The 26121-nt window shown below is 67.3% G+C and carries 22 protein-coding genes; 10 read left to right on the top strand and 12 right to left on the bottom strand.

Annotated elements, in window-relative coordinates; translation table 11 throughout:
* Positions 1-55: 55 nt before the first annotated feature.
* The 7 genes from J2W36_RS03055 (at position 56) to J2W36_RS03025 (ending at position 11625) form a co-directional block, all read left to right on the top strand.
* Positions 56-910, top strand: a complete 855-nt coding sequence (locus tag J2W36_RS03055; protein ID WP_307688191.1) for an AAA family ATPase — start codon at positions 56-58, stop codon at positions 908-910.
* Between the two features lie 10 nt (positions 911-920).
* Positions 921-1166, top strand: coding sequence for a hypothetical protein (locus tag J2W36_RS03050; RefSeq protein ID WP_307688190.1), 246 nt, complete (start codon positions 921-923; stop codon positions 1164-1166).
* 2 nt (positions 1167-1168) lie between these two features.
* Entirely contained in the window at positions 1169-1774 is a 606-nt protein-coding gene (locus J2W36_RS03045) for a GNAT family N-acetyltransferase (protein WP_307688189.1), read from the top strand.
* Positions 1775-1778: 4 nt separating this feature from the next.
* Positions 1779-2966, top strand: coding sequence for a vWA domain-containing protein (locus J2W36_RS03040; RefSeq protein WP_307688188.1), 1188 nt, complete (start codon positions 1779-1781; stop codon positions 2964-2966).
* Between the two features lie 86 nt (positions 2967-3052).
* Complete coding sequence (locus J2W36_RS03035; protein ID WP_307688187.1) at positions 3053-4969, top strand: autotransporter assembly complex protein TamA; 1917 nt, start codon at positions 3053-3055, stop codon at positions 4967-4969.
* Between the two features lie 12 nt (positions 4970-4981).
* Positions 4982-9067 carry a translocation/assembly module TamB domain-containing protein gene (locus J2W36_RS03030; RefSeq protein ID WP_307688186.1) on the top strand — a complete coding sequence of 1362 codons (4086 nt, stop codon included), beginning with the start codon at positions 4982-4984 and terminating at the stop codon, positions 9065-9067.
* An 815-nt stretch (positions 9068-9882) separates the two neighbouring features.
* On the top strand, positions 9883-11625 hold the full coding sequence (locus J2W36_RS03025; RefSeq protein ID WP_442478256.1) for a methyl-accepting chemotaxis protein: 1743 nt from the start codon (positions 9883-9885) through the stop codon (positions 11623-11625).
* Between the two features lie 54 nt (positions 11626-11679).
* Here J2W36_RS03025 and J2W36_RS03020 read toward each other — a convergent pair whose 3' ends face one another.
* The 3 genes from J2W36_RS03020 to J2W36_RS03010 form a co-directional block, all read right to left on the bottom strand.
* On the bottom strand, positions 11680-13365 hold the full coding sequence (locus J2W36_RS03020) for a serine hydrolase domain-containing protein (RefSeq protein ID WP_307688184.1): 1686 nt from the start codon (positions 13363-13365) through the stop codon (positions 11680-11682).
* 33 nt (positions 13366-13398) lie between these two features.
* Positions 13399-14772 carry a sensor histidine kinase gene (locus tag J2W36_RS03015; RefSeq protein ID WP_307688183.1) on the bottom strand — a complete coding sequence of 458 codons (1374 nt, stop codon included), beginning with the start codon at positions 14770-14772 and terminating at the stop codon, positions 13399-13401.
* 68 nt (positions 14773-14840) lie between these two features.
* Positions 14841-15500 (bottom strand): response regulator, encoded by a 660-nt coding sequence (locus J2W36_RS03010; RefSeq protein WP_307688182.1) that lies wholly within the window; start codon positions 15498-15500, stop codon positions 14841-14843.
* A 170-nt stretch (positions 15501-15670) separates the two neighbouring features.
* Here J2W36_RS03010 and J2W36_RS03005 point away from each other — a divergent pair, with 170 nt between their 5' ends.
* A complete protein-coding gene (locus tag J2W36_RS03005) occupies positions 15671-15925 on the top strand; it encodes a hypothetical protein (protein WP_307688181.1) in 255 nt (84 codons plus the stop codon).
* Here J2W36_RS03005 and J2W36_RS03000 read toward each other — a convergent pair.
* The 8 genes from J2W36_RS03000 to J2W36_RS02965 all read right to left on the bottom strand — a co-directional run bounded on the left by J2W36_RS03000 (position 15865) and on the right by J2W36_RS02965 (position 22968).
* Positions 15865-17181 carry an MSMEG_0569 family flavin-dependent oxidoreductase gene (locus J2W36_RS03000; RefSeq protein WP_307688180.1) on the bottom strand — a complete coding sequence of 439 codons (1317 nt, stop codon included), beginning with the start codon at positions 17179-17181 and terminating at the stop codon, positions 15865-15867. The genes J2W36_RS03005 and J2W36_RS03000 overlap by 61 nt on opposite strands.
* Before the next feature lie 19 nt (positions 17182-17200).
* Positions 17201-17485: an MSMEG_0570 family nitrogen starvation response protein gene (locus tag J2W36_RS02995; protein ID WP_307688179.1), complete on the bottom strand. Its 285-nt coding sequence runs from the start codon at positions 17483-17485 to the stop codon at positions 17201-17203.
* Positions 17486-17495: 10 nt separating this feature from the next.
* Entirely contained in the window at positions 17496-18710 is a 1215-nt protein-coding gene (locus J2W36_RS02990; protein WP_307688178.1) for an MSMEG_0565 family glycosyltransferase, read from the bottom strand.
* On the bottom strand, positions 18703-19704 hold the full coding sequence (locus J2W36_RS02985) for a sll0787 family AIR synthase-like protein (protein ID WP_307688177.1): 1002 nt from the start codon (positions 19702-19704) through the stop codon (positions 18703-18705). The genes J2W36_RS02990 and J2W36_RS02985 overlap by 8 nt, the downstream gene beginning before the upstream one ends.
* Positions 19701-20258, bottom strand: a complete 558-nt coding sequence (locus tag J2W36_RS02980; protein ID WP_307688176.1) for an MSMEG_0567/Sll0786 family nitrogen starvation N-acetyltransferase — start codon at positions 20256-20258, stop codon at positions 19701-19703. The genes J2W36_RS02985 and J2W36_RS02980 overlap by 4 nt, the downstream gene beginning before the upstream one ends.
* A 3-nt stretch (positions 20259-20261) precedes the next feature.
* A complete protein-coding gene (locus J2W36_RS02975; RefSeq protein ID WP_307688431.1) occupies positions 20262-21332 on the bottom strand; it encodes an MSMEG_0568 family radical SAM protein in 1071 nt (356 codons plus the stop codon).
* On the bottom strand, positions 21295-22350 hold the full coding sequence (locus J2W36_RS02970) for a Nit6803 family nitrilase (RefSeq protein ID WP_307688175.1): 1056 nt from the start codon (positions 22348-22350) through the stop codon (positions 21295-21297). The genes J2W36_RS02975 and J2W36_RS02970 overlap by 38 nt, the downstream gene beginning before the upstream one ends.
* A 135-nt stretch (positions 22351-22485) precedes the next feature.
* Complete coding sequence (locus J2W36_RS02965) at positions 22486-22968, bottom strand: MSMEG_0572/Sll0783 family nitrogen starvation response protein (RefSeq protein WP_307688174.1); 483 nt, start codon at positions 22966-22968, stop codon at positions 22486-22488.
* A 344-nt stretch (positions 22969-23312) separates the two neighbouring features.
* Here J2W36_RS02965 and J2W36_RS02960 point away from each other — a divergent pair, with 344 nt between their 5' ends.
* On the top strand, positions 23313-24704 hold the full coding sequence (locus J2W36_RS02960; RefSeq protein WP_307688173.1) for an aminotransferase-like domain-containing protein: 1392 nt from the start codon (positions 23313-23315) through the stop codon (positions 24702-24704).
* A gap of 51 nt (positions 24705-24755) precedes the next feature.
* Positions 24756-24911, top strand: coding sequence for a hypothetical protein (locus J2W36_RS02955; RefSeq protein ID WP_307688172.1), 156 nt, complete (start codon positions 24756-24758; stop codon positions 24909-24911).
* Positions 24912-25042: 131 nt separating this feature from the next.
* Here J2W36_RS02955 and lhpI read toward each other — a convergent pair whose 3' ends face one another.
* On the bottom strand, positions 25043-26014 hold the full coding sequence (gene lhpI, locus J2W36_RS02950) for a bifunctional Delta(1)-pyrroline-2-carboxylate/Delta(1)-piperideine-2-carboxylate reductase (RefSeq protein ID WP_307688430.1): 972 nt from the start codon (positions 26012-26014) through the stop codon (positions 25043-25045).
* Positions 26015-26121: the final 107 nt, after the last annotated feature.

Below are 26121 nucleotides of genomic sequence, written 5' to 3'. Positions count from 1 at the left end.
GCCTCCGACTGCATGATGGAATCTGCCGATTCAACCTTCCTGCTCGACGCCATCCATGAAATTCCAGGGTTCAGACAACTACGTTGCCACACGGGATCTGATGCTTGCGGTGAACGCCGCCATCACCCTCCAGCGCCCACTGCTCGTCAAGGGCGAACCCGGCACCGGCAAGACCATGCTGGCCGAAGAGGTGGCGCAGGCCCTGGATCTGCCGCTGCTGCAGTGGCACATCAAGTCGACCACCAAGGCCCAGCAGGGACTCTATGAGTACGATGCGGTCAGCCGGCTGCGCGACTCCCAGCTGTCGGACATCGACGGCGGCGAGCGCGTCAAGAACATCCAGAACTACATCGTCAAGGGCGTGCTGTGGCAGGCCTTCACGGCGGACCGCCCGGTGGCGTTGCTGATCGACGAGATCGACAAGGCGGACATCGAGTTTCCGAACGACCTGCTGCGCGAAATCGACCGCATGGAGTTCTACTGCTACGAAACGCGCGAACTCATCCGCGCCAAGCACCGTCCGGTGGTGTTCATCACCTCGAACAACGAAAAGGAACTGCCCGATGCATTCCTGCGCCGCTGCTTCTTCCATTACATCAAGTTCCCCGATGCCGAAACCATGCGCAGCATCGTCGACGTGCATTTCCCCGGCTTGAAGCAGGAGCTGCTCACCGCAGCCATGAAGACCTTCTACGACGTGCGCAACCTGCCCGGCCTGAAGAAGAAGCCGTCGACCTCGGAATTGCTCGACTGGCTCAAGCTTCTCGTGGCCGAGGACATTCCGGTCGAGGCACTGCAAAGCAAGGACGACAAGGTGGCGGTGCCGCCGCTGGTGGGCGCGCTGCTGAAGAACGAACAGGACGTGACGCTGTTCGAGAAGCTCGTGTTCATGCAACGCAACAACCGCTGAGGCCGCGCGCATGAGCGAAGGCCCTCATCCGCCGCGTCAGTTGTTCAAGCTCGGTCTTGCACAGGCCATCCTGTTCGTGGTGGGCGCGCTGCTCGGCCGCGGCGTCGGTCTGCTGCTCGGGCTGGACGCCTTTGGCAGCGCGGGTTACGGCAACAAGGAAATGTTCGGCATTCTGCTGATTGGCCTGGGCGGCGGCGCCGGTGCCCAACTGGGCCGTCTCTGGTACGTGCGCAAGTACGGCCCTTCGAGGAGCTGAGCATGGCATTCGTCGAACCCGTCACGCTGTCGGCACCAGGCATCGCGCTGGTTCCACTCGCGCTCGCCCACGAAGACGGACTGCGCCAGGCCGCAGCCGACGGCGAGCTGTGGAACCTGCGCGTGACTTCGGTACCCGAACCGGACCAGACACGCACCTACATCGAATCCGCCCTCAAGATGCGCGAAGAAGGCCACCGCTTCGCTTTTGCCGTGACCGAGGCGGCGAGCGGCACCGTGCTCGGCACGACCAGCTTTCACGACATCCTGCCGGCGGTCCGGCGCGTGGAGATCGGCTACACGTGGTACGCCCGGCGCTGCCAGCGCACGCACGTCAATACGACCTGCAAGCTGCTGATGCTCACGCACGCCTTCGAGACGCTCGGATGCGCCACGGTCGGCTGGCGTACCGACAACTTCAACTTCGCCTCGCAGCGCGCCATCGAGCGCCTGGGCGCCAAGAAGGATGGCGTGATCCGCGGCCACGCCATGCGCCGCGATGGCACGGTGCGCGACACCGTGATGTACAGCCTGAGTGCCGGCGAATGGCCGGAGGTCAAGGCCCAGTTGCGCTACCTGCTCGACAGGCCGCGCACCGCCCGCGAGTAACGCCATGCTCATCGACTTCTTCTACACCCTGCGCGCAGCCAAGCTGCCGGTGTCCGTCAAGGAATATCTCACGCTGCTCGAGGCGCTGAAGGCCGATGTGGTCGGCCCGAACTCCGATGGCAACTTCGCGCTCGACGACTTCTACTATCTGAGCCGCACCGCGCTGGTCAAGGACGAGAAGCACTACGACAAGTTCGACCGCGCCTTCGCGGGCTACTTCAAGGGCGTGGACATGCTCACGGACTTCACCAAGGAAGTCCCGCTCGACTGGCTGCGCAAGACGCTGGAGCGCGAGTTCTCGGCTGAGGAAAAAGCCAAGATCGAGAAAATGGGCTGGGACGAGCTCATGGAGACGCTCAAGAAGCGCTTCGAGGAACAGAAGGAACGCCACGAGGGCGGCAACAAGTGGATCGGCACCGGCGGCACATCGCCCTTCGGCCACGGCGGCTACAACCCGCAGGGCGTGCGCATCGGCGGTGCGGGCAAGAACAAGAGCGCGGTCAAGGTGTGGGACCAGCGCGCCTACAAGGACTACGACGACACGCAGGAACTGGGCACGCGCAACATCAAGGTGGCGCTGCGCCGGTTGCGCAAGTTCGCACGCGAAGGCAATGTCGAGGAACTGGACCTGGACGAGACCATCAGCAAGACGGCCGCCAACGCGGGCTACCTCGACATCAAGATGCGGCCCGAGCGCCACAACCACGTCAAGGTGCTCCTGCTGATGGACGTGGGCGGCACGATGGACGAGCACATCCAGCGCGTCGAGGAACTGTTCTCGGCCGTCAAGACCGAGTTCAAGCACCTGGAGTTCTATTACTTCCACAACTGCGTGTACGACTTCATGTGGAAGAACAACCGGCGCCGCTTCTCCGAGAAATTCGCGACCTTCGACATCCTGCGCAAGTACAACAAGGACTACAAGCTCATCTTCGTCGGCGATGCGACCATGAGCCCGTACGAGATCCTGCAGCCCGGCGGCAGCGTGGAGTACAACAACGAAGAGGCGGGCGCCGAATGGCTGCAGCGCCTCACCCATGCATTTCCCAAATTCGCCTGGATCAATCCCGAGCCACAGGGCGTGTGGCAATATCGCCAGAGCATCGCGGTGGTGCAGCAGCTGATGTCCAACCGCATGTACCCGCTGACCCTCCGGGGGTTGGAGGAAGCCATGCGCATGCTGTCAAAGTAGGCCAGAGCGGCGGTATGTAAGCCTTACGCCCTACCCTTGGCCCTGCGCCTACAGGCCACGCGCCAGCGTGCTGGCACAATGCCGCGATGTTCAGGGTGGAACCGTTTTTGTCATCGGCGTGGCGGCCGACGCTGCTTGTCGCGAGTGTCTTGCTGGTGCAAGGCTGCAGTCTGCTGCCTAAGAAGGATGCGCAAGCAACGCCGGGCGGACGTCCGGTGGCCGCCGAAAACACCTCCGATTCCGCCAAAGCCGAAGACGATGCTGGCAAGCGCGCGGCCTTCACCGTCGAAGTCAAAGGCCCCGACAAAGTGCGCGAATACCTCGCGCAGAACCTCGAAATCCAGCGCTACAGCCGCATTCCCGACCTGGGCACCACCGAACTGTCGCGGCTGATGGTGGCCGCCGAGGCGAATGCCCGTGAGTTGCTGGCCACGCTCGGCTACTTCACACCGACGCTCACACTGGAACTCAACGAGACGCCGACCAGCGACAAGGCACCGCGCGCGGTCGTGGTCACCGTCGAGCCTGGCGCGACCACCCAGGTCACCAGCGCGCAGATTCTGTTCAACGGCCCGATCGAGAGCGACCCGGGCGCCGCCGCGCAGCGCGAGGCAATTCGCAAGGGCTGGTCGCTGCCGCCGGGCCAGCCGTTCACCCAGCAAGGCTGGGACAACGCGAAAACGGCGGGGTTGCGCAACCTCACGGCCAAGCGCTATGCCACAGCCAGCGTGGTCACCAGCCGAGCCGACGTCGATGCCGATCGACACGAAGCGCAGCTCGGCATCACCTACCAGTCAGGCCCGGCGTACCGCTTCGGACCGCTGAAGATCAGCGAAAGCAAGCGCTACAACCCCGACGCCATGCGGCGCGTCGCCCGCGTACCCACGGGCGAAGACTACGACCAGCAGAAGCTGCTCGATGCGCAGCAGCGCATGGCCAGCAGCGGCTACTTCGATTCCGTCTTCCTCACGCTCGACACCGCGGCCGACGACCCGCAGACCGCGCCAGTGCTTGCGCAGGTGCGCGAGGCACCGCTGCAGAAGGTGGTGGCAGGCGTGGGCTTCACCACCGACAGCGGCGCGCGCCTGTCGCTGGACCATACCCATAACCAGGTGCCGCTGCTGGGCTGGCGCGCGGTCTCGAAGCTGTCGATCGACAACGACACCCGCTCGCTGGGCACCGAACTCAATTCCATTCCGGACGACAACGGCTGGCGCTGGGTCAACTCGGCCCTCGTCAAGCGAGAGAATGCCGGCACCTACGACGTCGACAGCGGCCGGTTGCGCAGTGGCCGCAGCAAGTCCGAAGACCACATCGACCGCAGCTACTACCTGCAATACGACTATGCAAAGAACCGTGGAACGGACGCCCCACAGTCGGCCGCAGCCGTCAGCGGCAACTGGGCCTGGACCGCACGCTATTTCGACAACAACGCCACGCCTTCGCGCGGCTACGGCATCGCGCTGGAACTGGGTGCGGGCTACACGCTCATTGGCGAGCGCCTGCCGTTCACTCGCACCTTCGTGCGCGGCCTGGGCTTCATCCCGCTGGGCGACGTCACGTCCTCCGACGGCAGCCAGGCGCGCAACAGCCGCATCCAGTTGAGAGGCGATCTGGGTGCCGTGGTGGCCAAAGACGCGGCGCAGATCCCTTCCACGCTGATGTTCCTGACCGGCGGCGACACCACGGTGCGCGGCTATGGATACCAGAAGATCGGCAGCGAGCTCACCGACGGCTCCATCGTTGCTGGCCGCTACCTGGGTGTGCTCAGCGCCGAATGGCAACGCCCCTTTGTCTGGAAGGGCAAGCTCACTGAATGGGAGAGCGCAGTGTTCGTAGACGCGGGCGCGGTGGGCAACACACCGAGTGAGCTCAAGACCAAGGTCGGCGTCGGCGTCGGCGCTCGTTGGCGCAGCCCCTTCGGGCCGGTGCAAGCCGACATCGCGTATGGCGAAGCCACGCGCAAGTTCAGGCTGCACCTGCGCCTGGGCTTTACCTTCTGACCCGCGCTGTGCATGACGCCTGAAGATCCGAATCCACCTTCCGCGCCCGCTTCGCCTGCCGCCCCGGCCGCCGCGCCTGCACGGCGCTCGCGCGGACGCCGCATCGCACGCGCCGCCGCATGGACGCTGGGGATCCTGCTGGCGCTGGTTCTGGTACTGGGCGCCGGAAGCTGGTGGTGGCTGGGTACCAACCAGTCATTGGCTTTTGCGTTGAACCAGGCGGCCAACTACCTGCCCGCCGGACAGACCCTGCAAAGCCGCGACGTGAAAGGTTCACTGCGCGCGGGCGGCCGCATCGGCTACCTGCGCTACGAAAGCCCGGGCCTCGCGGTCGAGGTGAAGAACGCCGACATTGGATGGCTGCTCAAGCCCTTGCTCAGCCGCAAGGTCGAACTCGGCAAGGTGAATGCGTCCGACGTGTTGATCGAGCGGCGCGGGCCGGTCGAAGACAAGCCGACGCAGCCGCTGGAGCAACTCGCGCTGCCGGTGGACATCGAATTGCCCTTTCACATCGACCGCCTGCGCTGGGCCGGCCCGCCCGTGCTCGAAGCCACGCAGCTCGAAGGGCACTACCGCTATGCCGACACCCACCACCAATTGGAGGTCAGGGGCGTCGATATCGCAGACGGCCACTACAGCGCCCGCGTGCGGCTGCAGGGCCCGGCGCCCATGGCCCTCGACGCGTCGCTGGACGGCCGCGTGAAGGCGCCACTCGCCGAAGGCCGCAGCATCGACGTGATCGCCGACGCCACCGCCAAGGGCACGCTCGCTGGGGAGGCCGCGCGCCTTCAGATCGCGGCTCACCTGAAGCCTGCCGAAGAAAACGTCGACGCCCCGATGCGTGCCCAATTGCAGGCGCACATCGCGCCCTGGCTGGCGCAGCCGGTCATCGACGCCAAGGCCGATCTGCAGAACGTCGACCTGGCGAGCCTCGTGCCCACCGCGCCCGCCACGCGCCTGAGCGGCGAGGTGCTCGCCGGCCCCGGTGCGGCCGGCAGCGGCATCACGTGGCAGGCCAGCGCGGACATCCGCAACGCGCTGCCAGGCCCCTGGGACACCGGCAAGCTGCCTGTGCAGCAGGTTGAGGCGCGCGCGCAATTCGATGGCGGTACCTGGACCATCCCAGAGGCCACCGTGCGTGCGGGCGGTGGCCGCATCGACGCGGCAGGTGCCTGGCGTGCAACGCCCGCGCCGTGGAAGATCGACGCGACCGTGCGCGATGTACGCCCCGGCGAGCTGCACACCCAACTTGCCGGGGCCGCCGTGAGCGGCACCGTCACCGCCGAGCAACGCGACGCGGCGCTTCGTTTCAACGTGGCGCTGCAGGCCGCGCGTGGGGGCGCCGGCAGCCCGGCACTGCCAGGCATCCAGCTCGAGCGCGCCCTGGCCAAAGGCCAGTGGAAAGACGAGGTGCTGGACCTGGACACGCTGCGCGTTGACGCGGCGCAAGTGCGCATCGACGGCACGCTGCAGCTTCGCGTGGCCGAACAGGCCGGCAGCGGCAAGCTCAGCGCGGTGCTGCCTGGTGCCACGGCCCAGGTGCAGGGGCGCATCGCGCCGACACAAGGTGCGGGCGAGGTCCGGGCCACGGTGGCCGACGCCGCCGCCCTGCAGCGCTGGGTCGAGAAGCTGCCGGGCCTGGCCCGGGTGTTCGAGGGCACGACGGCGCAGGGCAACGCGCAGCTCGATGCGCGCTGGCAGGGCGGCTGGAAGGCCGTGCAGCAGCGGCTGCAGAACACCGGACAGCCGGCACCACGCGGTGTCAACGAACCCACTGTCAAGGCGACGCTGAGTGCACCCCGGCTCGATCTGCAGTTCCCCCCGTCCGCATCGGGCGCGGCGGCCACGCCCATCGGCCTGCGCGGCCTGCGTGCAGAACTCGACGGCAGCCTGGCCCAGGCCAACCTCACCTTGCAGGGCGAAGCCACGCTGGGCACGCAGAAGCTCACGATCGACACCCGCGCCAGTGGCGGCCTGGAACGTGCCAACCAGTGGCGCGCGGCCATTGCCAGCCTGAGCGTGCAGGCACAGGACAGCACCCGCCCCGGCCCCTGGACACTCACGCTCGCCGACCCGCTGACCGCCACCGTACGCTCGGGCAAGGCGCAGCTCGACGTCGACACGTCTGCCGGCAGCGCGTCGCTGCAAGGCCCGGTACCGGGCACCGTGCGCCTGTCGTGGCAACCGATACAGCTGCGCCAGGCGGGCAGCGGAGCCACTGCAGGCCTGCGGCTCCAGTCCAAGGGCAGCCTCAAGGGCCTGCCGATGGCCTGGGCGCAGGCACTCAGCGGCAACACGACGCTGTCGGACGCCGGCATCACCGGCGATCTGCTGTTCGACGGCGAATGGGACATCGATGCCGGCGACACGCTGCACGCCAGTGCCCGGCTCGCACGCCAGAGCGGCGACATCCGCGTGCAGGCGGGTGAGGCCGCGCTCGTCACGCGCATCCACAGCACCGGCACGGGCACCGCGAGCGAGATGAAGCTGGAGACCGCCACTGGCAACGCGGCCACCGGCCCGGCAACGCCCGCCGGTCTGCGCCAAGCCGAACTGCGCATCGACGCCAACGGCGATGCGGTGCGCGCCAACCTGGTCTGGGACAGCGAACGTGCCGGCGACATCCGGGCCTCCATCGACACACGCCTGCAGCAGCGCGACGGCGCATGGCAATGGGCCGAGGACGCGCCGTTGAACGGCCGCATCAGCGCCCGGCTGCCAAGCCTCGGGGTCTGGTCGATGCTCGCACCGCCGGGCTGGCGTATCGCTGGGACGCTCAATGCCGATGCCACGCTGTCGGGCAACCGCGCCGCACCGCGTTGGAATGGCACGCTGGGTGCCGACCAGCTCGCCCTGCGTGCGCTGGTCGAAGGGCTCGATCTGCGCGACGGTCGGCTGCGCGCCACGCTGTCGGGCGACCGCGTCGAGATCACCGAATTCACGCTCAAGGGCGGCACCGGCAGCACAGCCCGCATTGCCGGTCAAAGCGGCAACCGCAGCACCGTCTCCAGCGAAGCCGCGCGCGATGGCGGATCGCTGTCGGTCACCGGCAACCTGAGCTGGGGCGCGGCGAGCGCCGGCGCCTCAGGCATCCGCATGGCGCTGCAGGGGCAGCTGCGCGCGCTGCGCTTGCTGGTGCGCTCGGACCGCCAGGTGACGATCTCGGGCAATCTGACTGCGCGGCTGGAAGCCGGGCAGATCACCGTGCGCGGCGACCTGAAGACCGACCGCGCAGTGATCATCCTGCCCGACGAGACGGCGCCCAGCCTGGGCTCGGATGTGGTGGTGCGCTCGGCGGCCAAGGACAAGGAAATTGCGGCGGCGGCACAGCGCGAAGCAGCGCGGACCAACGAACAGGTCATGAAGCCTGAGACCGCCAAGGCACCCGACATCGCGGTCAAGTTCGACCTGGGCGACGACTTCGCGGTGCAGGGCCGTGGCATCACGACCCGACTTGAAGGCGTGCTGGACATCCGCACGGCGGCATTGAATGCGCCACCGCGCATCACCGGTGAAGTGCGTACGGTCAAGGGCCAGTACCGCGCCTACGGCCAGCAGCTCGACGTCGAGACCGGCATCGCGCGCTTCAACGGCCCTTACGACAACCCGTCGCTCGACATCCTGGCCATCCGGCCGAACATCTCGCAGCGTGCGGGTGTGCAGGTCACGGGCACGGCCCAGGCGCCGCGCGTCAAGCTGTACTCCGACCCGACGCTGTCGGACGCCGAAACGCTCTCTTGGGTGGTACTGGGCCGCGCCTCGGCCACCAGCGGCGGCGAATCGCAGCTGCTGCAGCAGGCCGCGCTCGCCGTGCTTGGCGGCTTGGGCAAAGGCGGCTCGGGCGGCAGCCTGGCAAGCCGGTTCGGCCTGGACGAAGTCGGCTTCAAGGGCCCGGGCAGCGGTGGCGACGTGCGCGAGTCGGCCGTCACGCTGGGCAAGCGCCTGGCCAACGACTTCTACGTGACCTACGAGCGCAGCCTGTCTGGCACCTTCGGCACCCTCTTCATCTTCTACGACCTGACGCAGCGCCTGACCCTGCGCGGCCAAGCGGGCCAGCAAAGTGGCGTCGACCTGATCTACACGGTGAAGTACGACTGAGCGAACGGGTCATCGCCCATCGCCACTGTGCAGCCCTTGGAATGGGGCCCATGAAACGGTCGGGACGGCATGCCCCGGGCATGCGTGTTGAATAGGGAAAAATGGTGCCCCCGGCAGGAATCGGACCTGCGACCTATCCCTTCATCCCACTTCGGCTTTCGCCGCCACGTGAACGTGTTCGTGGGCTGGACTATGCCTTGGCCATGAACCGCCGCGAAGCGGTCATGCAGGCCTGAGCCGTCTAGTCTCTACACCTTCCCACCCAGGGTGGGCTTGGCTCGGCGTTGCCACGGGCTGAATGCCCAGAGGGTTCACCGAATTTGACTCAATTCACGCAGGCGCTTTCGCAGCCTGGTGCCCAAAAAATCTAGGAGGGGATCGCTCTATCCACTGAGCTACGGAGGCACGGCTCGCAGTGTACCAAGAGCCGGGACGATGCTGGGCATGAGACGCCAGAATCTCAACCAGCCGAGGCAGAAAAAGCCAGCAGCATCGGTGGTCTCGGGCACCTCTGAACTCCGCCGCCTGTTCAACGAATGCCGGGAGAGTCGGCAAGCCGAAATCGCAGGCGAATCGGCGTCCACGGGTTGCGGAATTCGCAGGTCCATGGTTTATTTTTCCCAACGGAACGTTGATCTTCGTCAATGGCATGCGAGGTTTTCCAGCACGTCGGCGGCGCATTCGATGAGCGGTGGATTTTTGCATCTTGGACACAAATCATTTTTGCTTCCCATGCTTAATTCATGGGTTCAACATGTCCGGTCCATATTGCGCGGCGACCTACCTTCCTGGCGCAATGCGCGAGGTAGTATGAAATGAAAAAAAATTCCAGTTTCGGCATCGCCAAACGGCTCTATGCCGTTTCCTTCCTTCTGATTGTGGCTCTTCTGGGAATGACGTTTGCCACTTGGCTCAAACTGGCAGACTTGAGCGAGACGGCAAGACGTGCAGGCAATATTCGGACACAACAGCTGCAGCGAATTGCGAGCACCGAACTCAGTCTGGTAAAAATAACGTCGCAGCTGCGTCAGACGTTGCTGGATGCGACGACCGAAGGCATACGTGATTCGATTGCAGACATTCGCATGAAGCGCAAGATCATTGATGGCAACGACGCCGCCTTTCTGAATGACACGCCAGTGGAATTGCGTCCCGCATTTGGCGTATGGGGCAAATTGGAGGCCGAATACTGGCCGTTGCTCGAAGACTGTATTCGCCTGATCGAGGCGGGCGACGCTGCCGCAGCCTACAAGTCCATGACGGAGACCGCACGGCCCGTGAGCACGCGACTCGCGACGTGGCTGTCCGAGGAAAAGCAGCGCCAGGAGGAAGGCCTGCGGGCCGATATCGGGGTCATCGAGGAACAGGCGAAATCGACCAGCACCCAATTGATCGCACTCGTGAGTTTCATCGCAGTGGGCCTGATCGCGTTCTCGATCTACATCTCCTCGCTGCTGCGGCGGCGTGTGGCGTTGTCGCTGGCGGTGGCCGATCGGGTGAGCGAAGGCAACCTGTCGGTCACGGTGCGCGACACCGAACGCGATGAGTTCACACCGCTGCTCGTGGCCCTCGGCGAGATGCAGCAGTCCCTGCGCACCGTCGTTTCCAGTGTGCGCGACAACGCGCAGACCGTTGCCACCGCCTCCAGCGAGATCGCAGCGGGCAATCAGAACCTGTCTTCCCGCACGGAACAACAGGCCAGCTCGCTTGAAGAGACGGCCGCGTCGATGGAAGAGCTCACCAGCACGGTCAAGCAGAACGCGGAGAACGCCCGCCAGGCGAACCAGCTGGCGGTGTCGGCGTCGGACGTCGCCGTGCGCGGCGGGGGCGTGGTGAACCAGGTGGTGCACACCATGGGGGCCATCAACACGTCCTCGCGCAAGATCGTGGACATCATTGGCGTGATCGACGGGATCGCGTTCCAGACGAACATCCTGGCGCTGAATGCGGCGGTGGAGGCCGCACGCGCAGGCGAACAGGGCCGAGGCTTCGCGGTGGTGGCGGCGGAGGTGCGCAACCTCGCTCAGCGCTCGGCCGCAGCGGCCAAGGAGATCAAGGGCCTGATCGACGACTCGGTGAGCAAGGTGACCGAGGGCAGCCAGCAGGTGGCCGACGCGGGCCGCACGATGGAAGAGATCGTCGGCAGCGTCAAGCGCGTGACCGACATCATGGGCGAGATCACCGCGGCCAGCCAGGAGCAGACCACGGGCATCGAGCAGATCAACCAGGCGATCGCGCAGATGGACCAGGTGACGCAGCAAAACGCGGCGTTGGTGGAGGAGGCCTCGGCAGCGGCCGGGTCGCTGCAGGAACAGGCCGGTAATCTGGTCAAGACCGTGGCGGTATTCAACCTGGGACAGGGCGGCGCCAGTGAGACGAGCCAGCCCATACCAGCCAAGACGCAAGCGCCCGTGGTTGCCGCAAAGCGTGCGGTCGCCGGCCGGAACAAGGTTTCGTCAACGCCTGCAGCCAGGCGGACTGCACCCGACAGCTCGGCGCGTTCGGCGAGTTCAACGGCAAAGACCACTTCGGCCACCGACGACTGGTCGGAGTTCTGAACGACGGGAATCTCGATTCCTGTCGGAGCGCCCATCGGCTTTCGCCTGCGGGCCTCACTCCCCCACCCGCGGCATGCGGAACTCTCCTCCTTCGTGCAGAACCAGCGCAACCACCTTGCCGCTGGCGTCGCGCTCGAACTGCAGCTGAATGCGCGCATTCTCGTAAACGAAGCGGTCCGGCCGGTCCGCCATCGGAAATACCGGCCGGCGCTCCCAATTGGCCGAGCGCACACCCAGCTGGCCGGCTTCCGACGTCACGTCGAAGTCCAGGTTGCGTCGCAGGGTGCGGCCCAGGTGATAGTGCCCCACGTAGTCGGCCTCCCGGTCCGCCGCCACCACTGCCACGGTGGGCGCCGCCTTGTCGGTACGCGTGGCCCGAATGCGTCCCCCGCCCTGGGTGAAGTCCACACGGGCCAACGCACCGTTCTCGCGGCTGAAGACGTACACAGCGCCCACGTCGCCGTCGAAGAAGGTATCGTTGCCCGCAAACTGCAGCGCCCGGTAGCCGCCACCGGTGATGCGCCGGTAGAGCTTGCCGTCCTGGGGCACGAAGGTGAACGACGTGCTGCGGTCGATCTGGTAGACGCCCGCATAGGCGGCCAAAGGCGCGGCATCGATCGCGGCCGACTCCAACGCCACGGGATAGCGGCTGGCCGCGAGGCCGACGAAGACGCGACCCGGCTGCGCATGCGCGCTGCTGGCGAGCACGACCGCCGCCTCCTGCGTATCGGGCGCGATCATCCACAGCGTGCGAAATCCTGCGGTCACGCCGAAGTGGAAGTAGGTCCGCTTCTCCGGTGGGCCGCGCATCATCACCGCATAGCCGATCTCGCTTTCGCGGTAGCGTCCCAGCGGCGTGAGCAGGCGTTCGACGGCCGGGCCGAGGGGGCCGCTGCGCCCCGCCATCAGTGCGCGGCTGAAGACCAGCAGGTCTGACGGGGTGGAGCGCAGCGCGCCGGCCGCCGCCAGCGCATCGAAATCCCACAACGGCGCGGTGACCCGGTGATTGAAGGCCGGCGCCATGCGAACGGCCTTGTCACCCAGGTCCTGCACCGTGTCCTGCATGCCGAGCGGGCCGGTGATGTTCTCGCGCACCAGTTGCTGCCACGGTTTGCCATAGCGCTCGGACAGCACCAGGCCGACCACGCCAAGGCCGAAGTTGCTGTAGGCCGCAGCACACGGCGGCGCGCTGGCCAATGGCTGGTTGGACAGCGCCGCCAGCAGGCGCCGCCGGCTGAACCTGGAAAAAGGGTCGCCCGAGGCATAGCCTTCGAAATCCGGCGGGTCCCACGGCAGGCAGGCGCTGTGCGTGACGAGCTGGCGCAGCGTGATCGCGGCAACCTCGGGTGAGAGCGTGGCTTTGTCCTGAAGCAGCATGCCGAGGTTGTCTTCCAGCGCAAGATCGCCGCGCTCCACGCTCTGCGCGAGCAGCAGGCCGGTGAAGACCTTGGTGATCGACCCGATCTCGTAGAGCGGCTGCGAGGCCGCATCGACCGACGGCGACGACCCGCTCGCCGCACCCTGTCCTCCGTTTTGCAGGAATGCGAAGCGTGCCTTTCCTGCGTGCCACAGGCCGACCGACACCGAGCCGCGTTCGTCCCGCAGCGCCATGCGCGCCAGCACCGCCGGGTCGGTCGCGAAGCTCGGCGGTTGAGCAACCGCGTAGCCGAAGGCCAGCAGGCCCGCCAGCCCGAGCAGGGCGCGACACCACAGCGCGCCGACGTTGCCAATCTTGCTCATGGGGCTCGCTCCTCGTTCTTGATTCTTGCTCTGTCAGCCAGCGCGAAAATCCGCATTCGGCACGCTGATCCGAAAGCCGACGCCGCGGCCCTCCAGGCCCGCCGTGAGCGTCGCATTGCCGCCCATGCCCTGCGCGGCCTGCCGCACGATCGCCAGGCCGAGGCCCGAGCCTGCCACGTCGATGTGACCGCTGCCGCGCCAGAAGCGCTGGAACGCGCGTTCGCGATCGGCCGCGGCGATACCGGGGCCGTCGTCACGCACCAGCAGCGTGAGGCGTTCACCTTCGTCGAGCAGATGCACGACGATGCGGCCATCGGGTCGGCCGTAGCGCACCGCGTTGTCGACCAGGTTGTCGACGATGGAAGCGAGCGCGGCCTCGTCGACCGCGGCCATCAGCGCGTCGGGAGCGTCCAGTTCGAGCTCGATGCCGCGCGCCATGGCGACTGTCGCCATCGGGGCGAGCCATTGGCGCAGCGCTTGCGTGACATTGCTGCGCTGCGGCGGAGGCCGCCGGCCTTCGTCCAGCGAGGCCAGCAACAACAACTGTTGCGCCAGGTGCGACGCGCGCGAGACGGCATGGTTGAGGTGCTGCAGGGCTTCTTCACGCACCTGCAGGCCGTCGGCATGCGCGAGCACATGCGCCTGCGCGGTGATCACGGCCAGTGGCGTGCGGATCTCGTGGGCGGCATCCTGAACGAAGAAGCGTTCGCTCTCGACTGTGTGCTTGAGTCGTGCGAACAGGTGGTCGAGCGCCTCGGACAGCGGCCTGAGCTCGCGGTGCCGCACCTGCAAGGCGAGCGGGCTGAGGTCGCCCGGCGCGCGCTCGGCGATGCTGCGGGCCAGTTGCTGCAGCGGCATGAGGCCGTTGCGCACCGACAGCCACACGCCCCCCAGGATGATCGGCAGCGCCAGCATGAGGTATGGCATCAGCCAACGGCCGTTGTAGGCCAAGAAGGCGGCATCGGTACGCAGGGGCTCGATGACGCGCAGCGTCCACCGGGCCGAACGCGATTCGTACACGTTGTGCGCGATACCGCCCACCTCCAGCGGCGTGAGGCTCGGGAATGCGCTGGGCAGCACGATGCCACGCAGCGGCGGCGATGCCCACACGCGACGGCCCTGCGAATCCAGCAACTCGTACAGCCTCAGGCCGGGCAGGCGGCCCTCGGCCTGGCGCCGCACGTTGAGCCACTGGCTCGTGGCTGCCATCACAGCCTGCGCTTGCGCCACGTCAGCAACAGGTGCCAGCGCGTCGCCGAGCGCATCGCTGAACTGATCGAGCCCTGGTGCACTGGTATCGATGCGTCGCGACTGCATATACACGTAGCCCAGCAGGACGAACCAGATGACCAGGAAGGCAATGAGCACCGAGGCCACGCCCCGTCGCTGCAGGGTGGGCTCATCCACACGAGCGCGCAACGCGTGCAGCAGGGTTGGCAAAGAGCGCGAGGGCCGCGAAGACAAGGCCGCGCCATTCATGGCGCCACCAGCAGGTAACCGACACCCCGCACGGTGCGGATGCAATCGGCGCCGATCTTGCGTCGCAGGTTGGACACGTGGACTTCGAGCGCGCTGGCATCGAGTGCGTTGCCCAACGGGGTCATGCGCTGCGCCAGCAGGTGTTTGGGAATGACTGCACCCGGGTCACGAGCGAGTTCGAGCAGTATCTGAAATTCGCGCGGCGACAACGCCACGGGTTGCCCGTCACGACGCACACCATGACGCCGCGGCTCGATCACGAGGTCGCCGATGACCCAGCGCTCACTGGCCTGCCGCGCGGCCCGGCGCGCAACCGCGTGAATGCGGGCGATGAGCTCCAGCGTCTCGAAGGGCTTGACGACGAAGTCGTCGGCACCGCCGTTGAGCCCGGCCAGGCGGTCTTCCACCGCGCCACGCGCGGTGACCACGATGATCGGGGTCAGGCAGCCCTGGCCGCGCCAGCGCGCCAGCAGGTCGAACCCGCTTGCATCGGGCAGGCCCAGGTCGAGCAGCACGCAGTCAAAGGCTTCGGCATCGAGCCGCACCGGTGCATCCGCTGCGCGCCGCAACCACTCGCTGGACAGCGCCTCCACCTTCAGCGCCGACTGCAGCGCGCGGCCCAGATCCATGTCGTCTTCGATCAACAGCAGGTGCATGCACGTATTGTGGCGACCCCTGCAGAGGATCGGGAGCGACCACGCACGACCTTTGGCTGGCCTTCAGCCAGACGCGAAGGCGCACCCTCCTCGCCTTGCCGTCCTGCGGCTCGACCCGATTTTGCAAGCACGCCACACACCCCGACCGCAAGGCGCCTACAAACACAGTCATGAGCACAAACGACAAGACGATGGCGCGGTTGAACATGGCCGCGGGCAAGCACCAGGCCATGCGCATCGCCTTTCTCACCCTGCTTCGATGCCTGCCGCCCGACGCACGGGCCGAGTTCGAACGGGCGTACCCGCTCAACGTGGAGACGGTGCGCGGCAACGCGATCAGTTCCCCGCTCGCCGACGAATGGCTTCAGGCGCTCGAAGACGAGGCGGGCTCCCTGCTTCGCTCGCTGACGCAAGGCACACTTTGAGCGCTGGCGCTGCGCGCCAGTTTCACCGTCTCGATCCGCTCGGCCAGGTACACCGCGTCCCGCGCGACACCCGAGAAACGCCCTGATCCCCACGTGTGCAGCCATGGCAGACCCAGGAAGTAGAGCCCTTCGACACCGGTCACTCCGCGCAGGTGCACCGGCTCGCCGCGGCCGTTGAACACCGGGGCCTCGACCCAGGCAAAGTCCGGCAGGAAGCCGATGCACCACACCACGCTGGTGATGCCCGATTCGCGCAGGCTCAGGGTGGTGCGCTCTTCCTTCGGTGCCCATACCGGCTCGTAGACGCTGCCGCCCGGCGCCTCGATGCCGTTGGCGGCGATGAACTTGTCGATCGACGCGTTGATGCCGTTGAAGATCTGGTCGGCATGGTCGAGGTTCGCGCGCAGGTTGGGCTGGAACTGCAGCGTGTCACCGTCGAGCCCGGTCATCAGGCCGTAGAGTTCCATGCCTTCGAGCGCGAAGCGGCGCAGGTCGATGTCGCGGCCGCCGTCGCGGCCGGTCACGTAGTGGTTGGTGTTGTCGCGCACGCCTTCGCGCAGCGGGTGCTGCGTCACCGGCATGTCGTAGTAGTTCATGTCGGCCAGCCAGTCGACCACGTCCTTGCCGCGGTAGAAGCGCGCGCAGCGCGGCGCGTTGCCAGTGGCCAGGTAGACCTTGCGCCCGGCCAGGTGCAGGTCTTCGGCAATCTGCGCGCCCGACTGGCCGCAGCCCACCACCAGCACCGCGCCCTCGGGCAATTGCGCCGGGTTGCGGTACTGCGCGGAGTGGTACTGCACGATTGAGGCCGGCAGCTTCTCGGCCATCCGTGGCACCACGGGCTTGTGGTAGCCGCCCGAGGCCACCACCACCTGGTCGGCGGTGAAGCGGCCGGCGCTGGTGTCGATCGTGTAGCAGTCCGCTTCGCCAGCCTTCGACACTTTCTCGACCGTCACGCCCTCGAGCGCCGGCGCCTGCACTTGCTCGACGAAGCCGGCCAGCCAGGCGTTGATCTCGTCCTTCACCATGAAGCCGTGCGGATCGCTGCCGCTGTACGACCAGCCCGGCAGGTTGCACTGCCAGTTGGGCGTGACGAGGCAGAACGAATCCCAGCGCTGGCTGCGCCACGAATGCACCAGCGTGCGCTTCTCGATCACGAGGTGGTCGATGCCGCGCTGCTGCAGACAGTGGCTCAGCGACAGGCCGGACTGGCCGCCGCCGACGATGACGACGCTGTAGTGGGTGGTCTTGGGGGTCATGTGAAAGTCCTCGGTGGGGTCAGTCGAAGCGCAGGACGGTGACCTGCGCCTGCGGTTGTTGGTGGAAGCGCTGCGCGATCTGCTCGATCTCCGCGAGCTGGTCCATCGCCTGCGAGCAGGCGAAGCCGAACTTGGCGCGCACCCGCTCCGAGGCGATGCCCAGCGCCTCGCGCGTGCGGCCCAGGAAGTCGGGCAGCAGATAGGCTTGGCCGGGTGTCAGGAAGTCCTGCACGACGAGCGACGGCGAATAGCAACGGGTCTCGCTCTGGTCAGGCCAGCGGACGTGGAAATGCATGACGGGCATGGGAGGGTCCTCAACGCAGGTGGGTTCGTGCAACGGCCGCGGTGGCGCCTTGCGACAGGCCCTCGCGGTAGAGCTGTACATGGCGGTCCGCACTCGCGGTCCAGCTGAAGGTCTCGCCGAGGCGCGCGGCGCTCGCGGCGATGCGCGCGGGCGAACGCGATGCCAGCGCGGCTTGCAGCGCTTGGGCGATCGAGGCTGACTTCAACGGATCGGCCCAGTGGCAGTCAGCGTCGCGCAGGTACTCGGTGAAGGGCGCGATGCGCGAGACGACGATCGGCACGCCGCTGGCCAGCGCTTCGAGCGTGACCAGCCCGAAGCCTTCGTTGAGCGACGGCATCGCGACCACATCGGCCAGGCGATAGAGCGCAGGGATGTCGTCGTCGGGCAGCGCGCCGGTGAGCACGATGGCGCCGCCGGGGCCGATGGGTAGATCGCTGGCCTGGGCGAGCGCTGCGAAGTCGCGCCCGTACTGCGCATGGTCGAGCAGGCTGGCGCCGCCGGCGATGACGAGCTGCGTGTCGGGGTGCGACGCGCGCAGCAGCACGAAGGCCTGCAGCAGGCGCAGCGTGTTCTTGCGTTCTTCTACGCCGCCCAGCGCCAGCACTACGGGTGCACCAGTGCGCACGCCCAGGCGCTGCACCAGCAACGCGTCGCCGGGCTGGCGCTCGGGGCTGAAACGCCCGCGCTGTAGGCCATTGCGCACCTCCGCAGCCCGCACGCCATGTTTCGTCGCCAGCAGGTGCTGCCACAGCCGGCTCACGCAGAACACCTGCCGCGCGGCCCGGAAGCCGCGCGCTTGCCAGCGCATGAGCTGCACGTCGGCGAACACCTCCAGGTGGTGCACCGTGCGCACGAAACCGTCGATCAGGCCACGCTCCTGCAGGTTGGCGAGCGCATTGCCACCGATGGGGTCGTGCGTGTGCAGCAAGTCGAAGCGGGTGGCCTGCAACAGTTCAGTGAGTGACGTCGTGAACGCATCGATGCGCGTGCCGACCATCTCGACCATGTCGCGCGGCGTGGGGCCGACGGGGATCAGGCGCGTGGCGCAGCGCACCGGGCGGAAGAACTGCTGGCCAGCCGATGCGGGTGCCATCACCGTCACGTCGTGGCCCGCGTCGTGCAGCGCGTGCGCGAGTTCGAGCGTGTGCACCACGCCGCCGCGCGGGTTGACGGAGTGGGTGAGCAGGCCGATCTTCAGCGGCCGCGAAGCCATGGCTTCATGCATGGTGGACCTCGCCGTCCTCGATAGCCTCGCAGATGAACGCGTCGGTGTTCAGGTCCCACAGCAGCTGCCGACCGTCGCCCTGGCGCAGCATCAGGGTGCGGCTGTCGTCGACCTGGCCGACCACGTTGCAGGCGATGTCGCGCGCCGAGAAACGGGTGAGCACGTCGCCCAGTGCCTCGGGCCGCACGCTCAGCACGAAGCCGAAGCTGGGGAAGGACGTGAGCCAGCGCAGCAGCGGCACGCCCGCCGGCCGCGGGATGGCATCGACGTCGATGGTCGCGCCCGCCTTCGAGCATTCGAGCAGCATCAGCGCCGTGCCGATGGCACCGGCCATGCTGATGTCCTTGGCCGCGTCGCACAGGCCGGCCTCGGCCAGCGTGGGCAGCACCTCGAGGTCGGCACGCAGGCGCGCGCCGGGCGCGGCGGTCGATGCATTCCAGTATGGAAAGGGCTCCTGGTAGGCGCCCCGCAAATCGACCGCCATCACCAGCAGGTCGCCTGGCCGCGCGGTGAAGCTGGTCAAGAGCTTCTTCGCATGGCCCAGGATGGCCACGGCCAACTGCGGGCGCGCGCTGCGGTTGTTGCTGTGGCCACCGACGATCGGCACGCCGTACTTCCGCGACGCCTCGGCCATGCCCTGGAGCATCTCGTCGGCCGGCTGCATGCCGGCGCTCCACAACGCGTCGACCACCGCGGTCGGCCGGCCGCCCATGGCGTAGATGTCGCTCACGTTGACCATCACGCTGGAGTAGCCGGCGAACCAGGGCATGCGCTCGATGAAGTCCTCCACCAGGCCTTCGATCGCGAAGAGCAGGTAGCCGCCATGGCCGTCGGGGATGGCTGCGCAGTCGTCACCGACCGGCACGGCCTGCGCCAGATCAGCGCCGCCGCCGGGCAGCGAATGGCCGAGCGCAGTGACGATGTCGCTGATGTCGCGCTTGTGCGCGAAGCCACGGCTGTCGCGCAGGGCGGCTGTGAGTTCGGCGAGCGTCATGCGCGGCTCCGTGCACGCGACACGAAACCGCTCACCGGGTCGTGGCACGGCGGGTAGTGCGCGAAGGCCGGTTGCATCTCGACGTGTGCGCGGCCGTGGATGGCGAGCGTGCCGGTCGTGCGCCAGTGCAGCTTGTGGAACAGCGCCTCGTTCTGCGCCTGCACGTGCGCCATGAAGGTGTGGGCGCCCTGCGCATGCGCGCGCGTCACGGCCAGCCGGATGAGCGTTGCGCCCAGATGGCCCTGGCTGCGGAAGGCCGCGTGCACCGCCAGCCGCGAGCCCCACCACACGCCGGGCGAGGCTTCGTGGATGCGCACGGTGCCCACCACCTGGTCGGGCATGCCACCCATGCAGGACATCGCGACCAGCAGCTGGGCGCGCTCGTCGATGGCATCGCGGTCGTCGCCGACAAAGAGGCCCTGCTCGATGCAGAACACCGCGCGGCGCAACGCGTGCGCCTCATCACGCTCCCACTGCTGCGCGGCCTCCCGCACCAGGAACTCGACCGGCGCGTAATGCACGACCGGATCGACGACGTCATCGATGCAGCTCATGGCTCAGCTTTCGTAGACGGAAAGCGACGAGCACGCGCCGCACTTGCCGCAGCCCGCCTTGATGTCGCTCGAGCGCAGGTTGGCCGCGGCCACGCGCTGGCCCAGCGGCTCGAGGATCGACTTCATGAACTCAGGCGTCGGGGCCGGATGGTCTTCCAGCGGCGTACCGCTGATCGGCACGAAGGGCACGACGAAGGGGTACACGCCCAGCGCCAGCAGCTGGTCGCAGATGGCGAGGATGGCTTCGCGCGTGTCGCCCAGCCCCGCCAGAATGTAGGTGCTGACCTGGCCGCGGCCGAACACGCCGACGGCCGCCTCGAAAGCGCTCATGTAGCGCGAGATCGGCACGCTGGCCTTGCCCGGCATGATCTTCTCGCGCACCGATGGCGTCACCACCTCGAGGTGCATGCCCAGCGTGTCGATGCCGGCCGCCTTCATGCGGTGGAACCACTGGTCGTCGTCCGGCGGCTCGCACTGGCCCTGGATGGGGATGTCGACCGCGGCCTTGATCGCGAAGGCACTCTCGCAGAGGATCTGCGCGCCGCGATCGGTGGCGTTGGGCGTGCCGGTGGTCAGCACCATGTGCTTCACGCCGTCGAGCAGCACGGCGGCACGCGCCACTTCGGCCAGTTGCTCGGGCGTCTTGCGCGCGATGGTGCGGCCGGCCGCGAGCGACTGGCCGATCGCGCAGAACTGGCAGGTCTTCCGGCGGCTCTCGTAGCGGATGCAGGTCTGCAGCACGGTCGTCGCCAGCACGTCGCTGCCGTGCAGCGTGGCGATGTGCGAATACGGCACGCCGTCGAAGGTCTGCATCTTCGTGAAGCGCGGCTGCTTCGGAAAGCTGATGCTGGCGATGGGAATGGTGCCGCGCGTGATGGTGCTGTGGCCCGTCGCGTCCGGCGCCTGCGCCGTGAAGGGCGAGTTCCAAGCCGTCGACGTGTGCACCGGCACCATGATCGTGTGGCCGTCGACGGTGACAGCCTTGTGGTCCGACGGACCGGCGCCGCCGCGGCGGCTGGCCGCGCCGGCCGACGGGTCAACCAGCCGCAACCCGAAGGACTGCAACTCGGTCATCAACTGGCGGCTGGACGGCGAGGCTGTCGTGGTCATGGGAGGTGCTTCCGTGGGGGGTGGTGGGAACAGGTCCGCCTGAACTGGCGTGTGATGGCATCGCGAAGGTGGTTGCGGCGGGCCGTTGGTTGATGGCCAAGCTCAGCAGTTCGGGCCGCGCGTAGTGGCCGACCGAATCCATCATTCGCTTGCGCTTGGTGATCAGCGCCATGTCGAGATCGGCGACGACCATGCCTTCGCCCTCGGTCAGCGGCGGCGCGAGGTGCTTGCCTTCGGGCGACACGATGGCCGTGTGGCAGCCGCCGCGCAGCGCCTTCTGCAGGCCCGCATCAGGCGTGATCGCGGTGATCTGCGCGTCGGTGAGCCAGCCGGTCGCGTTGACGACGAAGCAGCCGGATTCGAGCGCATGGTGGCGGATGGTGACTTCCATCTGCTCCGCGAAGATCGGCCCGACCAGCGAGCCAGGGAACTGCGCGCAGTGGATCTCTTCGTGCTGCGCCATCAGGGCGTAGCGCGCCAGCGGGTTGTAGTGCTCCCAGCAGGCGAGCGCGCCGACGCGCCCGACCTTGGTGTCCACCACCTTGAGGCCGGCGGCATCGCCCTGCCCCCAGATCATCCGCTCGTGATAGGTCGGCGTGATCTTGCGGCGCTTGAGCAGCAGGCTGCCATCAGCGTCGAACACCAGCTGTGTGTTGTAGAGGCTGCCGTGGTCGCGCTCGTTCACGCCGAGCACGACCACCATGCTGTTGGCACGTGCCCGTTCGGCCACGGCCAGCGTGACCGGCCCCGGCACCATCACCGCGCGCTCCATGAGGCGGATGTGGGCAGGACCCTGCAGCACCGGTGGCTGCACGAACGAGAAGTACGGGTAGTACGGCAGGAAGGTCTCCGGGAAAACGATCAGCTGCACGCCCTTGGCGCCGGCCTCATCGATCGCCGCGCACACCCGGTTCAGGGTGCCGTCGACGTTCTCGAAGTCGGGCGCGATCTGGACCGCGGCGGCGCGAATGATTCGGCTCATTTCAGCAACTCCCCCACAGCGCCCGCTCTTCACAGGAGACACCGCGGAACCGGCTTCGCCGGGCCGCCGGTGTCGCCCCCGGCGAGGGGGTTGGCGAAGCGACACGAAGTGCGCGAAGACTGGGGGAGGACATGATCAAAGTGTCCAGGTGTCGAGGATGACGGCGCCGGCCTTCTTGTGCAGCAGCACGATGTCCAGCACGTCGAGCGGGTTGATCGGCGTGATGCCCGGGATCAGCGCGCCTTCGCCGTGGCCGTACAGCGCCTGCAGCGCGAAGCGGCAGGCGTAGACCTTGCCGCCCTCTTCCATGAACTTGACGATCTGCTTGTTGAAGTTCTGGTGGCCCGGGAAGGCTTCGTCGCCCAGCGTGGGGAAGCCGCGCTGCACGCCGAGCGTGACGCCGGGGCCGTAGAGCAGCACCGAGGTCTCGTAGCCCTTGCGCTTGAGGCGCGTAGCCTGCAGCAGGTTGACGAAGCCGATCGAGCCTTCGAAGGCCACGGTGTGGAAGGTGACCAGCGCCTTCTCGCCGGGCTCGGCCTTGACGTCCTCGAAGACTTTTTCTTCGTAGTCGACGAGGTGTTCGCCGGCGACGTTCGGGGCTTTGGTGACTACGGGCATGGGGTGACTCCAGTTGAAAAACGTTGAGATGGGTGGATTGCGCGCCCTTGTCTTTTGCATGCGATGTGCCACCCCGCCGACGCTTGGATGCGATCAATGCGCGATCAAGCAACAGCGATGCGCCACGCAGCCACGAAAAAATATTTGCAACGCGCTGTAGCGCCCGCGCCGACCGCCGTCGAGGCACGACGGCGCACCCGATTGATGCATTTCTCATGCGATCAATGCACCCGATCAATAGGCCTGAATGCACGCGATCAAGGCATGGCCCCTCTGTGCGATCGGCATGTTTCATGCGTCCATCCACTCGCACACATGCAATCAATGGATGCAATCAAGTCACCATGATCAAGATCACCCAGCCCTGGCAGAAGCGCCTCGAGGCCAGCGACAAGCCGGCCTACCTGCTGCTCGCCGACCTCATCGCCGAGGACATCCGCACCGGCCGCCTGACCGCACGCGACAAGCTGCCCACACTGCGCGACCTGGCGGCCGAACTGCGGCTGAACTACACGACGGTGGCACGCGGCTATGCGGAGGCACGCAAGCGCGGGCTGATCGACTCGCGCGCGGGCACCGGCACCTTCATCCGCGGCACCAGCCCGGCCGTGCCGCTGCGCGGTGGCGGCGGTGCCGAGATGACGATGAACCTGCCACCCGAACCGCAGGACGCCGGCCTGCTCGACCGCATGAAGGAGAGCGCGGCGCGCGTGATGGCCGACACCGACGTGTACGACCTGCTGCGCTACCAGGACTTCGGCGGCACGGTGCGCGACCGCGAGGCCGGCATGCAGTGGATCCGCCCGCGCATCCCCGACTGTCGGCTCGACCAGATGCTGGTGTGCCCCGGCATCCACAGCGTGCTGGCCGCGCTGTTCTCGCAGCTCGCGCGGCCCGGCGAGCTGATCTGCGTGGAGGCGCTGACGTACCCGGGCGTGAAGGCGATCGCCACACAGCTCGGCGTGCAGCTGCATGCGCTGCCGCTCGACGAGGAAGGGCCGATGGGCGAGTCCTTCGAGCATGCGTGCAAGACGCTCAAGCCGAAGGCGCTGTACATCAACCCGACCATCAACAACCCGACCACCGTGACCATCTCCCGCGCGCGTCGCGAAGCGCTGGCCGACATCGCGCTGCGCTACGCCATCCCCATCATCGAAGACGATGCCTACGGACTGCTGCCGCGCCAGATGCCGCCGACCCTCGCATCGATGGCGCCCGACCTCACCTACTACATCACCGGCTTCTCGAAGACGCTGGGCGCGGGTCTTCGCAATGCCTACGTACGCTCGCCCAGCGCGCGGCAGTCGCAGCGGCTGGCAGGCGCACTGCGTGCGACGACCGTGATGGCCTCGCCCATCACCAACGCGCTGTCGACGCTGTGGGTGGAAGACGGCACGGCCGACGCGATGCTGCAGGCCATCCGCACGGAATCGAATGTTCGACAGGCCATGGCGCAGAAGCACCTTGGCACCTACGGCATGGTCGCGCCGAGCGAGAGCTTCCACCTGTGGCTGCCGCTGTCGTCGGCCTGGAGCATGGTCGAGTTCGCGTCATATCTGCGCACGCAGAACGTGGGCGTGGTCGCCAGCGCGGCCTTCTCGACCGACGGCAACCCGCCCGAGGCCGTGCGCATCTGCCTGGGCGGGCCGATGTCGCGCGACGATTGCGACCAGGCGTTGCGGCTCATAGCCGACACGCTGGCACATCCGCTGCACCCGCACGCGACCGTGATGTAGCGGGCTGCAGGTGTAGGCAGGGGCCCACGCCATCGGATAGCGTTCTCCCGCATGGAAGGCACCCGCCGCAGCCTTAGGCTGCAAGCACATTCCATTCAACACATTCAATCAACGGATCGGAGACATTCCATGAAAAGCATCATCCTGTGGCTGTGCGGCGTACCCGTCGTCGCCATCATCGCGCTGAAGATTTTCGGCATCCTCTGACCCTCCATCGGCTTGCAGGTTTCCTCCTCGCGGCGCCGCAAGGCGTCGTTCTACAGCGCCCTTCGGGGCGCTTTTTTTGCATTCGCTGGATGCAGGCCCTGCGCGCCGGACTGATGGATGGCGAGATCCACCTAGGCGATAGCGCCAGGCAGGCCTGACGCGGCACCGGCCTGCTCGAACACGAGCACCGCCGCCGCCAGGTCTTCCAGCGCCGTGCCCACCGACTTGAAGACAGTGCGGCCATCGCCATCGCGCCGCCCCGGCACGCGCCCGCTGCACAGGTCGGCCAGCGTGCCGGCCACGTCACCCGCCGCGAACACACCGCGCGCCATCGGGCCCAGCAGTTCGCCGCTCTTCTGCAACGCCTCCGCAGTGTCCACGTACAGGCGCGCACCACCGCCGAAGCAGGCGTCATCGGCCTCGCGCATCGCTGGCGTGAAGCTGCCGATCAGGTCGAGATGGCTGTCGGCGCGCAGACAGGCGCCGTGCACCACCGGCTCGGTCGCGAGCGTGGCGCAGCTGACGATGTCGGCCTCGGCCGCAGCGGCCGGCAGGTCGGTGGCTGCATGCGCATCGATGCCCCCGGCGCGCCACTGCTGCGCCAGCGCCTCGGCCTGTGCGGTGTTGCGCGCCCAGACGCTGACGCGCTCGATCGGCCGCACGGCGCGGTAAGCCGCGGGGAGCAGTGCGGCGACACGGCCCGCGCCGACCACCAGCAGGTGCCGTGCTTGGGCCCGCGCCAGGTACGACGCGGCCAGCGCCGAAGCCGCCGCAGTGCGGCGCGAGGTGATTTCGTTGCCATCGAGCTGCGCCAGGGGCATGCCGGTCTGCGCATCGAACAACAGGTAGGTCGAGTGCAGGCCCGGCAGCCCGCGCTGCGCGTTGCCCGGAAAGATGCCGACCGTCTTGATACCCAGGTAGGCGCCCGGCTGCCACGCCGGCATGATGAGCAACGTGCCGGCGGCATCGCCGCGTGCACCTGCCAGCGTGTGCGTGTGCCGCAGCGGCACCTCGCAGCCGGCGACGAACATGGCGCGCAGCGCGGGGATGAGGCGGTCGAAGCCGAGCGCTCGCCGGGTGGAATCGCTGTCGATGAAACGCATCGGGCCGCCGTTGGCCATGGGCAGGTTGTCGGACGGGCAGACGATGGTGTGGTCCGGCATGGCGGTCTCCTGTGTGGTGGGCCCCCACCGGCTGTGTGCGATAGCGC

Source organism: Variovorax ginsengisoli (assembly GCF_030811835.1).
Lineage (GTDB): Bacteria > Pseudomonadota > Gammaproteobacteria > Burkholderiales > Burkholderiaceae_C > Variovorax > Variovorax ginsengisoli_C.
Note: the sequence above shows the minus strand (reverse complement) of the source record. Positions and strands in the feature narration are given on the sequence as shown.